Source organism: Stenotrophomonas sp. (assembly GCF_032103445.1).
GTDB lineage: Bacteria > Pseudomonadota > Gammaproteobacteria > Xanthomonadales > Xanthomonadaceae > Stenotrophomonas.
In genome coordinates this window covers 12307-27310 of the sequence record NZ_DAMDFR010000057.1, presented here as the reverse complement: position 1 = coordinate 27310, position 15004 = coordinate 12307, and the positions used below count along the sequence as shown (strand labels likewise).

Annotated in this window: 8 protein-coding genes; 3 read left to right on the top strand and 5 right to left on the bottom strand. The window is 66.1% G+C overall.

Annotation, left to right across the window (positions count from 1 at the left end):
• The first annotated feature begins 170 nt into the window (after positions 1-170).
• Positions 171-467, top strand: coding sequence for a hypothetical protein (locus tag RT551_RS16635; RefSeq protein ID WP_313460677.1), 297 nt, complete (start codon positions 171-173; stop codon positions 465-467).
• A gap of 50 nt (positions 468-517) precedes the next feature.
• Here the strand turns inward: RT551_RS16635 and RT551_RS16630 are convergent, their stop codons facing one another.
• On the bottom strand, positions 518-1075 hold the full coding sequence (locus tag RT551_RS16630) for a DUF3228 family protein (RefSeq protein WP_313460675.1): 558 nt from the start codon (positions 1073-1075) through the stop codon (positions 518-520).
• 85 nt (positions 1076-1160) lie between these two features.
• Between RT551_RS16630 and metF the strand changes: the two genes are divergently transcribed.
• Entirely contained in the window at positions 1161-1988 is an 828-nt protein-coding gene (metF, locus tag RT551_RS16625; protein WP_313460673.1) for a methylenetetrahydrofolate reductase [NAD(P)H], read from the top strand.
• A 54-nt stretch (positions 1989-2042) separates the two neighbouring features.
• Entirely contained in the window at positions 2043-2648 is a 606-nt protein-coding gene (locus tag RT551_RS16620) for a DUF4124 domain-containing protein (RefSeq protein ID WP_313460671.1), read from the top strand.
• 36 nt (positions 2649-2684) lie between these two features.
• On the opposite strand, the gene RT551_RS16615 is transcribed toward RT551_RS16620, so the two are convergent.
• The 4 genes from RT551_RS16615 to RT551_RS16600 all read right to left on the bottom strand — a co-directional run bounded on the left by RT551_RS16615 (position 2685) and on the right by RT551_RS16600 (position 14719).
• Positions 2685-3644, bottom strand: a complete 960-nt coding sequence (locus RT551_RS16615; protein WP_313460670.1) for a Nudix family hydrolase — start codon at positions 3642-3644, stop codon at positions 2685-2687.
• A 176-nt stretch (positions 3645-3820) separates the two neighbouring features.
• The gene (locus RT551_RS16610) at positions 3821-7498 is read right to left on the bottom strand and encodes an autotransporter domain-containing protein (RefSeq protein ID WP_313460668.1); all 3678 of its coding nucleotides are present in this window, start codon (positions 7496-7498) and stop codon (positions 3821-3823) included.
• 248 nt (positions 7499-7746) lie between these two features.
• Positions 7747-10818 (bottom strand): autotransporter domain-containing protein, encoded by a 3072-nt coding sequence (locus RT551_RS16605; protein ID WP_313460666.1) that lies wholly within the window; start codon positions 10816-10818, stop codon positions 7747-7749.
• Positions 10819-11074: 256 nt separating this feature from the next.
• On the bottom strand, positions 11075-14719 hold the full coding sequence (locus RT551_RS16600; protein WP_313460665.1) for an autotransporter domain-containing protein: 3645 nt from the start codon (positions 14717-14719) through the stop codon (positions 11075-11077).
• Positions 14720-15004: the final 285 nt, after the last annotated feature.

The following is a 15004-nucleotide window of genomic DNA, read 5'->3' as shown; positions in this document are numbered from 1 at the left end:
ATTGTGCCTGATCAGGGCCCAGTCCGAGACACAAGTGACGCGCCATGCGCGTCATCGCGGTGCCCGGGCATGATCGAAGCCACGCAGGGCGTGGCTCTACGGGGGGATAACACTGTGCGGCGGATGATGCGCGGGCGGGGGAACGTCTGGAGATTTCCGGAGCGATACCTATGAACCTCAAATGCATGCTGCCCATCGGGCTGCTTCTACTGTGCTGTGCCGTGGCTGAGGCACAGGCCGCCGACAAAACCTACGAGTGCGTTGTCAAAGACAGTGCCGGCAAGCGACTGCTCCATACCACGGACAGCGGACTGATCAACAAGACTGTCGAGACCTACACGGCTGCCGCCGCCGATGCGATTGCTGCCGAGTCAGTCGCAATTGCGGTAGCCAACAAGGAGCACAGCAACAAAGCTGTTTCGGCCTGCTGTATTGAGCGACCGGCGACAGTACAACGCAACGCCTAGGTTCTGCACAGCTGTTGGGGCCGGCCAACGGCCGGCCCCACCGGGACAGTTCACGGGCGCCAGTTGGCGTTGTTTTCCCAGAACTCCACTGCACGCTGGTAGGCGGCGCGGTCCAGCGGCACGCCGGAGCCGCCCTCTTCCACGCCCAGCGCGTTGCGCATCATGGTGATCGGAGCCATCGGCACTTCTTCCGGCTCGGCAGTGTAGATGCAGCCAACGATGCCCCACTCTGCATCAATCGGCGAGCCCTCTTTGGCCAGCTGCTCGGCGCTGTACAGAATCACCACCAGGTAGTTCGCGCGCGGGCTTTCCACGCCTTCGAACCAGCGCACCAGCACCGGCAGCTCCTCGCGGTTGCGGGCCTCGTAGCCGCTGCGCAGCTGATGGCGGTTGGCGTCGGTGATGGGGACGGTGAGGCAGCGGGTGCTGGTCCAGTTCTCGTACACATACAGCTTGCAGAACGGCGCGTAGCCGTCCAGTACCTTGAACGGCGCGTGCGCGTTGAGATGGGCCTGGAACTGCTCGGCAGTGCAGTCCTGGATGGTGTTGCCGCGCGGCACGCGCGGGAACAGGCGGGGGCGGGCGAATTCGGTGAGGACGATAGACATGTGCACAGGGTAACCGAGCAACCTCACTAAAAATTCATCGCGATGAAGCGATATACTGCCCACACACCCGTCATCGCTGCCGCCCATGACCGCCATCAGTTTCGAGTTCTATCCGCCCAAGACCGATGACCAGCGCGCGCAGCTGGACCGCACGGCGGCCAAGCTGAAGGCCTACGACCCGCAATACGTCTCCTGTACCTTCGGTGCCGGCGGCTCGACCCTCAGCTATACCTCCGAGACGGTACGCCACCTCAAGCAGCACCACGGCTTCGATGCCGCCCCGCACCTCTCCTGCGTCGGCGGCACCCGTGAGGAGATCCGCGAGCTGCTCAAGCTCTACAAAGCGATCGGCTGCCGCCGCATTGTGGCCCTGCGCGGCGACCTGCCCTCCGGTATGGGGCATCCGGGCGACCTGCGCTACGCGTCCGAGCTGATCGCCTTCATTCGTGCCGAGCACGGCGACCACTTCCACATCGAAGTGGGGGCTTACCCGGAAACCCACCCGCAGTCCGACGATGCCCTGCGCGACCTGCGCTACTTCAAGGCCAAGGTCGACGCCGGGGCCGATGCGGCGATCACCCAGTACTTCTTCAACGCCGACGCCTATTTCCACTTCGTGGACGCCGTGCAGAAGCTGGGCGTGCAGGTGCCGATCGTGCCGGGGATCATGCCGATCTCGAACTTCAGCCAGCTGCGCCGCTTCTCCGAACAGTGCGGCGCGGAGATACCGCGCTGGATCGGCAAGAAAATGCAGGCCTACGGTGATGACGCCGATGCGGTGCGCGCGTTCGGGGCCGAAGTGGTGGCCCAGCTGTGCCAGCGGCTGCTCGACGGCGGCGCGCCGGGGCTGCATTTCTACACACTCAACCTGGCCCGTCCGACCCAACAGGTACTGAAACTGCTGGGGCGCTGAACGCGGCATGCTGCAAAGGCTTGCAGATCACACGATCGCCGCTACCCTGCTGCGATGAAAGTGCCTGCCCTGTTGCTGCTGTCCGTTGCCCTGTCGAGCGTGCCCATCGTGGCCGACGCCCAGGCGCAGCGCGTGAACCGCTGTACCAATGCGCAGGGGCAGACCGTGTTCACTGACCGCAGCTGCGATGCGATGGGGGCCACCGCCCGCACGCCGCGCGGGGAACCGTCGGTGGGGAACACGGGGATCTACCGGGCCGGCTGCGCCCGTCGCCTGAGCGAGCTGACCGATCAGATCCGCCAGGCGGTGAGTCTGCAGGACGTCAACCGCCTGTCGTCGATCTACCTGTGGGGCAATGTGTCCAATGCCAGTGCCAACCGCATCATCGGCCAGCTGGAGTCGGTGGTGCGACGGCCGCTGGTGGATATCGCGCCGGTGTATCCCACTGTGGCCGAGCCGGTGGAGCCGGTGATCCTGCCGCCGGATCCGGATGCGCTGGCGGGACCGGGAGTTGCCATGCCGCAGCAGGTGCCGGCTGCACCGAGCCGGCCGCGACCGGTGGGATTGCGGCTGGAGCAGACGCTGGGGAACAGCGCCACGCCGTCGCGGACGGTGTTCGGGCTGCGGCGGCAATATGGGTGTTTCTGGATCACGTTGTAGTGCCGGGCCATGCCCGGCAGCGGGGCAAGCCCCGCTCTACGAGACGTCAGGCCAGAATCCGCGGATCGCGGCAATGCCCTGTGCCCCGTGCCGGCGCGCCTGGACGATGTCGTCCGCGCCCAATCCGCCCAACGCATAGATCGGCAACGACACCTGCGCGCGTAACGCCTCGAACGCCTCCCAGCCCAGCGGGGTGGCCTGCGGGTGGCTGGCGGTGGCCTGCACCGGGCCGAGCACCGCGAAGTCACAGCCCAGCCGCTGCGCGGCCTGCAGCTGGACCAGATCGTGGCAGGACGCGGCCACCAGTTGGCCTTCCGGCAGCGGGCGCTCCTGCAACTGCGCCAGCTGCTCGCCGCCCAGGTGCACGCCCACGCCCAGTCGCTGGGCCAGTTCAATGTCGCGGTTCAACAGCCACTGCACACCGTTCCGATGCTGGCCGATGGCCTGCTCGGCCAAGGCCACCCGCGCGGCACTGGTTGGGGTACGCAGCTGCACACGACGCGCCCCGGCCTCCAGCGCCTGCGCCAGCCGCGTGTACCAGAGCTGATGCGCGGCCTCGTCGTCGGCCTCGGGCTCCGGGGTGATGAGGTAGCGGTCCGGGTGGCGCAGCGCGGCCACCACCGGCAGGTCGGCTGGCGGCATCGAGTAGCGCGCCAGCTTGTCCGGGGCCACCCAGGTGATGGCCTGGCCTTCGCGGCCCCGGGGGGTGCCCTTCCAGCTGCGCACGTGGCGCACTTCCAGACGCAGGTGTTTATCCGGGTACAGCTGCGGCACGTCCATCAGCCAGTCGCCGACCTGGGCCTCGATACCCAGTTCTTCACGCAGTTCGCGGACCAGCGCCTGCTCGGAGGTCTCGCCGGCCTCGCGCTTGCCGCCGGGAAACTCCCAGAGCCCAGCCATGTCGCGGTTCTCGGTGCGACGGTTGAGCAGAACACGGCCACGGGCGTCGGTGATGACAGCCGCAACCACATGAATGGAGCGTTTGGGGGATGGCATGGGTCCAGCATGCCCAATTGGTTGTGACATGCGCAATGGCAGGGTGCATGGGGCCGAAAAAGACGAAGGGCCCCGCAAGGGGCCCTTCGTTGGGGCGGGGCGATGCCCCGTTGCCGGGCAAGCCCGGCACTACGAGGGGGGGCCATACCCAATTGCCGGGCAAGCCCGGCATTACATCAGAAGGTGACGCTCCAGTTCAGCTGGGCACCGAACTCACGCTGGCCGTCACCAGCCCGGCCCTGTGCGTGCAGCGACAGGCGGCTGTTGTCGGTCGGCTTGAGCGAAACGCCCAGTTCGGCGATACCCACGTTGCGGGCCAGCGGCAGGCCGTACACGGTGAATGTGTCGCTGCCAGCGACGAACTGGTTGCGCGAATCCGCACGCAGTTCACCGGCGGCGTTCTGCCAGGCCAGACCGGCCTCCAGACGCGCTCCGTCACGCTGGCCACCGCTGATGTCCCAGGCCGCACGCACGCCGGCGGTGGTGGTCCATGCCTCGTCCTTGCTGGACGAGACGGCCAGTGCCGCATTGCCGCCGTATTCGACGGCCGCGTCGGTGGACAGACGGGTGTAGGCCACGCCCAGGTACGGGGTCAGGGTCAGGCGATCCAGCGCGATGTCCCAGCCGGCCTCGGTGAAGGCCGACACCGCGTCGGCGTCGTAGCGGCTACGCAGGGTCTGCGACCAGGCCTGCGCAGTACCCGCCGTGCGCTGGGTTTCCAGCTCGTAGTCGGCGTAGCTCAGACCACCATTCACCCACAGCGCCTCCCCCTGGAAGCCGACATACAGGCCTGCATGCACGGCGTCCACATCGGTTTCAGCGTTGCGGCCGTTGACCTGCTGGCGCAGCGACTCGGTGCCGGCGGCCAAACCCATGGTCCAGCGACCGCCCATGGCCCAGTCGGCACCGGCCATGACGCCGCTGGTGTTCTGGCGCACGCGCGAAGCCGAACCGTCGCCGTCACGTCGCTTGCTGTTGCCGCTGCCGGCCAACCAGGCCGACACGCCGTCGGCGTCGGTGCCCTGGCGCAGACGCTGGCCGATCCCTTCGCGCAGGAAGCGGTCGTCCAGCAGCATGGCGCGGTTGCTGGCGTGCACTTCGCCGGACAGCTCGTCAAACGCGGTGCGCGCACTGGCTTCGTCCAGCATCAGCACGCCGTTGTACAGCGCCAGCGCGTCGCCACTCTGCTGCAGCGAATCCAGGCCGGCGGCCACGCCGCGCTGGTTGGCAGTACTGGCCACGCGGCCGAACACGATCGGGCCACCCGGGGCGACCGGGGTAACCGGCGGAGTTACCGGCGGGGTCACCGGGTTGGTGGGATCGACCGGGGTACCCGGATCCACGGGCGTGCCCGGGTCCACCGGCGTACCGGGATCGACGGGAGGCGTCACGACATTGTCGACGCTGATCGTCACCAGCACCTGGTTGCCGACCTGACTGATCGCCGACTTCAGGAAGGCCGAATCGGTCACCACGGTGTCGAATCCGCCCTGCACGCCTTCGGCGGCTTCCAGTACCGAGTAGGTATGGCCGTTCTGGTAGCTGGTCTGCGGGTCCAGGCTGCTGACCCGCATCGCGGCCTGGCCGGACGCACCCGTGCCCGCGGTGCTGCCGATGTAGGCCTTGCCGGTGACGGTCAGCTTGTCCGCTTCGCCATTGCCGCGCAGCTCCAGGTCGTACACCGCTGCGTTGGCGACGTCGCTGGCGGAAACCATGCCGGCGTTGAGGTACAGGTCACCGTCGATGGTGATTTCGCCAATGCTATTGCCCGGAGACAGCGTGCCGCCGTTGAACACATGGGTAGTGCCGACGGTGGCGTTGCCGGCCAGCACGCCGCTGCCGTGGACGCGCACCGTGCTGCTGCGGACCACCTCGCTGCTGCTGCCGTAGTTGATGGTCTGCTGGAAGCCGCTGCTGCCGTTGAGCACCAGGGTGCCGCCGCTGACGTCGATTTCCTGCGGGAACGCCTGGCTGGTCTTGGTGTAGCCCTGGCCGGTGTACATGTTCGAATCGATGCGCAGCACGCCACCGCGCACGTTGACATCGCCACCGAACGCGGTCAGGTCGCCGTTCAAGGTGGTCGAGCCGGCGAGGCTGATCAGCTCGCCGCTGTTCCAGATATCATCGGCGATGTTGCTGGTGATGGTGTTGCCCAGCACGATGTCGCCGGTGTGATTCAGCACCAGCCCACCGGCTGTACTCTGCATGGCAATCGTGCCTGCGCCCAGCGTGCCGGCCGCTTCCGCGGCGCGCCACAGCGGCTCGCCGATGGCACGCGACCATTCGCTCATGCCGCCACCGATGGCCAGATAGCCCACGGTGCCCAGGGTGATGCCGGTGCCACCGTCGATGTGACCTCCGTTGCTCGTGCTGAGCACGCCGAACGGTTCGCCGTTGGCGTGGCGGCCGACGGTGATGCCGTTGGTCGCCAGCAGCTGCGAACCGGTGCCGCTGACCCGCACCTGCTCGTGCACGACTTCCAGCTTCAGGGTTTCGCTGTTCAGGCCGCCGGTGATGCCGACGGTATCGCTGCGCAGCACGCCGCCATCGAGGATGTCGACGCCGGTGCGGATATCCATCAGGCCGTTGTTGGACCACTGGGAGCCGGCACCGGTGATGGTGGCGGTACCGGTGTTGGCGACCGGGCCGAAGCTGTCCTTGATGCGCGCGGTGTCGGAACGGATTGCACCGCCGTTTTCAATCAGCAGGTGGTTGGTGGCACGCACAATGCCGCCTTCAATCGCCGAACCCGCACCGCTGACGGTGATGCTGCCGGTCTGGTCGAGGTTGCCGGTGCCGATGCCGTCATAGCGCTCGGCAATCACTTCCGAGGTGCCGCGCAGTACGCCACCGTTGTCCACGCGCAGCGTGCCGTTGCCGCTGGAGCCGATCCAGACCTTGTCGGCGTCCACGCGGGCATTGGCACCGCTGACGGTCAGCGAGCCGTTGGAGTACTGCGCATTGCCGACCACGACCTCCTGTGCGAGCAGCTTGCCGCCGGCGTTGACGTTGACGGTGCCGTTGGCGCTGGCGTTGGCGGCCGCTCCTACGTACACGCCACGATCGGCTTGAACGGTGCCCTGGTTGTTGATGTTGAGCGTACCGTTGCCGACCTGGCCGACCAGCAGATTGTTGTCGGTGACGCGGATGGTGCCACCGCTGCCGACGTTGACCGTGCCGGTGCCGGCAGCTTCGCTGCCGATGCTCAGGCCGTAGTTGTTGACCACGGTGTAGATCTCGTCGGTGACGAGCGAGCCGCCGTTGCTGATGTCCAGCGTGCCGGTGCCCTGGCGGCCGACCAGCACGCGACGTGCGGTCAGGTTGGAGCCGGTACCGTCGATCACGGTCGAACCCGTGCTGCCGGCCAGATACCCCAGCGACAGGAAGCCGGAGATGTCCGCGGTGCTGCCGCCGCTCAGGCGCAGCGCGCCGATGCCGGCGCCGCCCACGCGCATTGCGGCACCGTTGTTGACCCGCAGCGCGGCACCCGGGCCGTCCAGCGCAAGGGTACCGTTGCCGGTTGCGGTGGTGCCTAACGAGACCAGGTCGAGAGAGGTCAGCACGGCGGTGCCGAAGACATTGACGGTCACCGGGCCGTTCGGGCCTACGCTGAAGCCATCGGCATAGGCACGATCGCTGCTGATGCTTTCATCGGCGGTGTATTCGTACACCGCCGCGAAGGCCGACGGTGCGGCTGCCAGCGACAGCGCCACGGCCAGCGCGGCGCATAACGGCGAGCGGCGGCGGGCGGTGGCGGAAGACGCAGCGGGAGAGGAATGGGTGTTGACGAGTTCGGATGCAACCTGCATCTGGCCAGTGGTGTGGTTGAACACCAGACGATAGATCCTGTTCATGAAGCTCCATGGATAGCGACTCAAGGAAGCCACGCATTCGCTTCATGCGACGCGTGGTCGCGCCATCCACTGTCGTGATTGACACTCGATGACGCGACCAACACTTTACTTTTCGATAACAAAAATGAATGTGAGACGGGTCTTACATCTGCATCAGGGTTTTTCCTGACACAAGGTAGGACTTTCCCTACCCCGCACTCCCCGAAGAGCGGGGCTTGCCCCGCTGCCGGGCAAGCCCGGCACTACGTTCAGAACATCACATTCCAACTCGCCTGCGCAGCAAACCCGCGCTCGCCACCACCGCGATGCCCCTGCACGAACAGGTTCACGCGGCTGTTGGCGGTGGGGCTCAGCACCACGCCCAACTCGGCCAGCGCCACATTGCCCGCCAACGGCACCGCGTGCACGGTGAACTGATCACTGCCAGACGCGAAGATCTGCGTGGTTGACGTGCGTCGATCACCGGAGGTGTTCTGCCAGGCCAGCCCGCCCTCCACGCGCGCACGGTCACGCACGTCCCACGCTGACCGCACGCCAGCGGTGGTGGTCCAGACCTGGTCGCGGGTGGGCAGCAGCGCCAAGGCGGCGCTGCCGGTAGTCTCGGCTGCCGCCGCGGTGGACAGTGTGGTCTGTGCGATACCCAGGTACGGGGTGAGCGTCAATGACTGCAGCGCCAGGTCAAAGCCGGCCTCGGTGAAGGTCGACACCGCGTGCGCCTTGTAGCGGGCGGTCAGGGTCTGCTCCCACGCCTGACCTGCACCCAGGCTGCGCTCGGTGTCGACGTCGTAGTCGGTGTAGCTGACGCCACCCCGCAGCCACAGCGCGTCGCGGCGGAACGCCGCATACATGCCACCGTGCAGCGCATCGACCTCGCTGCGTGAGGTGCGGTTGCGCACGTTCTGCCGCAGCGACTGGCGACCGCCCGCTGCGCCGACGGTCCAGCCCTCACCGAAGCTGAAGTCGTAGCCCAGCAGCAGCCCTTCGCTGTGATCACGATGCGTCGCTGCATTGCCATCACCCCGCTGCGAGCGCGACTGACCGTTGCCGGTGATCCATGCACGGGAGCCATTGCCTTCATCCGCCGGACCCGTGCGGAGATGGCTCAGCACGCCCGCACGCAGGAAGTCGTCACGCAGCAGCATGGCGCGAGTGCTGGCGTGCAGTTCGCCGGACAGTTCGTCAAAGGCGCGGACAGCACTTTCTTCGTCCTGCATCAGCAGCTGGTTGTACAGCACCAGCGCATCACCGGACTGAGGCAGGGAGTCCAGTGCGGCCGCCACGGCGCGCTGGTTGGAGGAGCGCGCAACGCGACCGAACACGATCGGCGGTGCCGGGTTCTCGGCTCCTTCCGCCTCAGCAGATTCCTGCTCGATCAGTGCGATATCCAGATGCACCGCGTTCTCGGTCTGTACCAGCGCGCCGGTGATGAACGCCGAATTTGACTCCACGTCATTGAAGCCACCGGTGATGCCACCTTCGGCTTCCAGCACGGTGTAGCGCTGGCCGACCTGATAGCTGGTGTGCGGGTCCAGCGTGGTCACGCGCACCCCGGTGTCGCCCTGCTCGCCTTCTGTGGCAGCACCATGACCGATGAAGGCCGCGCCGCTGACCTTGACCTTGTCCGCTTCCCCGTTTGCACGCAGGTCCACGGCCAACCAGGACTTGGTGTCCACGTGTTCGCGGCCTACGCCACCGGCGTTGAAGTACAGGTCGCCATCCACGTTGAACGTGCCGACGCTGTCGTGGCCGGGCGACAGGGTGCCGCCGTCGTGAATGCGGGTGTCACCGACGGTGCCGGTGCCGGCCAGCACGCCGCTGCCACTGGCGGTGGCCCAGGCGGTGCGGAACGAGGTGATGGCGTCGCCTTCGCGCTCTTCCCAGCGGAATCCCGCCTCGCCGTTGAGCACCAGCGTGCCGCCGTCGACGAACATGTACTGCCGGGGCTTTGCGGCATCGATGGTGTCGTAGTCCTTGGCGTCCGTGTAGGTGTCCGTGTCGATCACCAGGGTGCCGCCATGCACGTTCACGCGACCGCCGAACTTACTCAGGTCACCGGCCAACGTGGTGGTGCCGGCCACGTTGATCAGGGCACCGCCGTTCCGATGCAATGCGTCATTCTGGCTGCGCAGCGTGTTGTCGAGCGTGATGGCACCTGTGTGATTGAACGCCATGCCCAAGGACGCCGTGTCGAAGGTAATGACCGAACTGTCCAGTTCACCGGCTGCGACGGCGGGCTGCCAGGTCGGTTCGGTGAACGTACCGCCAATGGCACCGCCAAGCACCAGATAGCTGCCCCCGCCGACGTGCAGTTTGCCGCCTGCCTCGACGCGGCCACCTTCGCTGATCGTGAGGGTACCGCCGCTCGTGCTCAGTTCACCGATTCGAATGCCATTGGCCGCCTTGATCTTCGAGCCGGTGCCCGTGACCCGCAGCTGCTCGCGGGTGAGGTCGGTGGTGGTGCTGTTGATGGTGCGGGTACCCTTGATCTCCAGCGTGTCCGTCTCCAGCGTGGCACCATTGCGGATATCCAGACCGGTGTCCACGTCCAGCTTTTCATCGTTGAGCCACCGGCTGCCGGTGCCGGTGATCACCGCTGCACCCGCACCGCTACTCGCGGTATAGACCCCGCCCTTGGTCGAGTGCAGTTGCGCACCGTCCTCGATCAACAGCTGTCCGCCGATCCGTACGTTGTTGGCCTTCAGTTGCGAGTCCTTGCCGGAGATTTCGATCCGGGTGCTGCGCCGATGCGTCGAGAACGAGCCCGGCGACCGACCATCCCCAAGCACGTCGGCCTCTACCTCCACCTTCGCGCCGCCATCAATGCGCAGCAGCCCTTCACCATCGTGGCCAAGATACAGATACCGTGCTTTCACGCTGGAACCGGCCCCGGTGACGTGGACGTTGCCGAATGACCCTTTGTTGACGCCTACGCGCAGTGTGTTTGCCCATGCCCTGCCCCCGTCCTGCACGATGAAGGTGCCCTTGCCGGACACGCCCACATCGGTGTCGTAGGAGCCGGGGCCGGTGAAGCGCGCATCGGGGCCGATGACACGCACCGTGCCGTGGCCGTCCTGGTTGACACCCAGATTGACCGATCCATGGTTTGTCAGATGACCGCTGCCGGTGATGTCCAGTACCACCGTATTGTCGATGCCGGCATTGAAGCCTTCCTGATGCTTGCGTTCTTCGGTGATGGTTTCATCGGCGGTGTACAGGTGCGGCAAGGCACTCACCGTATGTGGTGCGGCGGTCAAGCCGAGTGCAACCAGCACGGCCGCACACAGCGGCGTGATGGAACGGGGGTGATGGCGGTGGTTCATGGTGCTCCCTGGTAATGTTGAAGCGCAGCGCGTCCGTGATCTGCAACCGGTGCTGCGCGTGGCATCTGCCTTCGCTGCACGGCGTGCAGGGCAGAGTGCAAACGTTAAATTTCCAGTGAACGTTGGCCTTTGAAACTATTACGAACGCTTCGTAGGGAATGCCCGCGTTGCCACGTAATCGCATGAACTCCCATGCAGAAGCACAAAAAGAAAGAGCCCCTTTCGGGGCTCTTTCAATGCGCTGCAGTAAAGCCAATCAGAACATCAGATTGAAGCTCAGCTGGCCACCGAACTCGCTCTGGCCATCACCGCTACGCCCCTGCGCCATCAGCGCCAGGCGGCTGTTGTCGGTCGGCTTGATCGAAACACCCAGCTCGGCCACGGCCACATTGCGTGCCAGCGGCAGGCCCTGCACGTTGAAGCTGCTGGTGCCCGACACGAAGCGACCGCGCGTTTCGGGCAGATCGCCACCGCTGTGCTGCCAGGCCAGCCCGGTTTCCAGACGGGTGGCAATGCCACGGTCGTCGCCCAGCTGCCAGCCTGCACGCACGCCGGCGGTGGCGGTCCACGCGTCATCCTTGCGCGCGTCCACGGCCAGTGCGGCGGCACCACCGGTTTCCTGCACCGCGTCGGTGTCCAGACGGGTGTAGGACAGGCCGAGGTACGGGGTCAGGATCAGCGGGTCGAGGTCGATGTTCCAACCACCCTCGGCGAACGCCGACACCGCGTTGGCGCTGTAGCTGCTGTCCAGGCGCTGCGCCCAGCTGTAGCCGGCACCGACGCTGCGTTCGCTATCCACGTCATAGTCGGCGTAGCTGGCACCGGCATGGAACGAGAACTCCGCGCCCTGCCAGCCGAGATACAGACCACCGTGGATGGCGTCGACGTCGGTGGTGCTGTGGCGGTCGCTGATGCGCTGGCGCAGCTTTTCCGGACCCACGGCCACGCCCCACTTCCAGCCTTCGCCGAAGCTCCAGTCCATGCCCACGATCGCGCCGTGGCGCTCGTCGCGGGTGCGGGCGGCCATCTCACTGGCGTCCTGCCGGCGCGAGGTGCTGCTGCCGGCCAGCCAGAGCGACGGGCCATACTCGGCCATGGTCGGGTCCGGACGCAGGCGCTGGGCAATGCCGTCGCGCAGGAAGCGGTCATCCAGCAGCATGGCGCGGTTGCTGGCATGGCTTTCGCCCGACAGCTCGTTGAACGCCTGCTGCGCCTGTTCCGCATCCAGCATCAGCAACGCGTTGTACAGGGCGAGCGAATCGCCGGACTGCTGCAGGCTGTTGAGGCCGTTGGCCACGTTTTCCTGGTTCGGATTGGTGGCGACCGGATTGAACACTTCCGGCGGCGGCGGCGTGGTGCCCGGATTGCCGGGGGTACCCGGCTCACCTGGGGTTCCTGGCGTACCGGGAGTTCCGGGGTTGCCCGGCGTGCCCGGTTCACCCGGATTCCCTGGATTGCCTGGGTTGCCGGGATCCGTGCCGCCCCCGGCGACCGCAATGGTCAGCACCAGCTGGTCACCGTTCTGGGTCAGCGTGGGGGTGATGAAGGCGGAGTTCGAGGTAACGCTGTCGAACCCACCGACCACGCCATCTGCGGCGCTGAGCACGTTGTAGGTGCGGCCGTTCTGGTAGCTGGCGGCCGGATCCAGACCGGTGATGCGCATCGCCGCGTCACCCGTCCAGCCCATGCTGGAGCTGCGACCAATGATTGCACGGCCGTTCACCTGCACCAGGTCGGATTGACCATTGCCGAGCAGTTCGACGTCGTAGTACGCCGCCGTCGCCACCTCGGCCGCCGAGGACGCACCGGCGTTGAAGAACAGGTCACCGTCGATGGTGAGGGTGCCGGGGCTGTTGCCCGGCGACAGCACGCCGCCGTTGGTCACGGTGGTCTGGCCGACGGTGGCATTGCCGGCAAGGATGCCGCCGTTGCGCACGGTGACCATCGACGTGCGCGTGGTGGTGCCGCCGATGTTCTGCTGGAAGCCGGAGCTGCCATTGAGCACCAGCTTGCCGCCGGAGACGTCGATCACCTGCGGCAGGGCCTGTGTGGTGCCGGAGTAGCCCTGCCCTGCGTACAGGTTCGAATTGATCACCAGCGTGCCACCGCGCACGTCGATGTCACCGCCGAAGGCGCTGAGGTCGCCGGTCAAGGTGGTGTTGCCGGCCACATTGAGCAGGCCACCGCCGGTCAGGTCATTGCCGCTGGGCGTGCTGGTGAAGGTGTTGGCAAGGGTGATGTCGCCGGTGTGGTTGAACACCAGGCCGCCGGCATCGGTCTGCATCTCGATTGGCGAGCCGGACAGCGTGCCCGCACCTTCGGCGGTCTTCCAGGTGAAACTGGACGAGGACGAGGTCCACGACAGCGCGTCACCACCCAGTACCAGGAAGCCGTTCCTGCCCAGCTTGAAGGTGCCGGCTTCGATGCGCCCGTCGTTGGCGGCGGTGAGTACGCCGTAAGGTTCATTCCCCGCAGCGCCGACAGTGATGTCACCGCTGACTGCGATGATCGAGTTGGTGCCGGTGACGCGCACGCGGTCATCGACCTGCGTCGGACTGCCCGTGGCCGAGTTGACGCCTCCGGTAATTTCCAGGCTTCCGCTCTGCAGCCGGCCTGCGCCACTCACGTCGAAGCTGCCCTGCACGGTCATCGCGCCGGTGTTGTTCCACTGCGTACCAATGCCTTGGACGCTGGAGGCCAATGCGAAGGGACTTTCCGAATCCTTGATCGTGGCGATATCGGTGACGATCGACGCACCGGTGTCGACGCGAACGCCCGACCCGACCAGATTCGCGGCTGTGATGCGGGAGCCTGCACCGGTGACGTTGATCGAACCCATGCGATCGGGCGTACCGGAAACGGTTTCGTTTTCAAGCTTGCCGCTGACGTTGAGCACGCCGCCGTTCTGTACCTGCAGCACACCCGTGCCGGAGCGACCGACATCCACGCTGGCCGCGGTGACTTCAGCACCCACACCGGTGATGGTCAGCTGCCCGGCGGAGTTCTGCGCCGAACCCAGCACCAACGCCCCACCCACAGAAACCTTGCCACCGGCGGAAACCGTGGCTTCACCGCTGCCAGTAGCGCTGTTACCCAGCACCATGCTGTTGCCGACGATGACCTGACCGCCGTCGGCCACGGTCATGATGCCGCGCGCCTGATCACCCAGCACCAGGGAGTTGTTGGTGACCTTCAGGGTGCCGCTGTTGCTGACATTGACGCGACCGATGGCGCTCTTGTCATTGGACGACAGCCCGCCCACGCGCACACCGTAGCCAAGGCCGGTACCGATGGTTTCCACGGTGGCCCCAGCGCTGATGTTCAGGGTGCCTTCGCCGGCCCGACCGACCTCGATGCTGCCAGCAGTCAACCCGGTGAGATTGCCACGGGCGTCAACGGTACCGCGACTGTCGACCTCATGGCCGATCGACAGCATTTCACCCACAGTGGACTCGCTGCCGTCGGCAAGCTGCAACCAGCCAGTGCCATCCACGCCAACGCCGAGGTTCGTGGCAACATTCAGTTGTGCGCCCGTACCGAGCACCTGCAAGGTGCCGTTACCGCCGGCGTTGGTGCCAAGCGATGCGCCACTGGATGAGCCCATCGTAATGCCCGCACCGACCGTCACCACCACGGTGCTGCCGCGACCGATGGTGAATCCATCGGGATGGTTGACGCTGGTGATCAGGGTTTCATCAATGTCGTAGTGCGCGACCTGCGCAAACGCGCACGGCATCGTCGCGCTGGACGCGAGCGCGGTCAGCAGTGCCACGACCAGCGGCGTGCGTCGGCGTGGGCTGCCGGTAACGCCTGCGGGCGACACGTGGGTAGAAGTGAGTTCTGACGCGACCTGCGTCTGGCCAGTGGCGTGATTGAACACCAGGCGATAAATCCTGTTCATGAAACTCCTTGTTTTGCGACTCGAAAGGCGCGGTGCCCACTCCCCGTGGTGCCTCCGGCGCGGCAACACCCGCAACGGACCCCCGGTCCGGGTGCAGGGAATGCAAGCGTACCGCCTCGCTGGCGATGCTGCCACCTTGGAGGTGGCGGTCCGATGTGTGATGAGGGTCGGGAAATTCTGGATTGAGTGTGGGGAAAGGGTGTGGGGTTTTGAAATGTGCGTTGCGTCACATTTCAAGCGCGTAGACCGTCCCCTAAAGAAAAACCCCGCCGAAGCGGGGTTTCT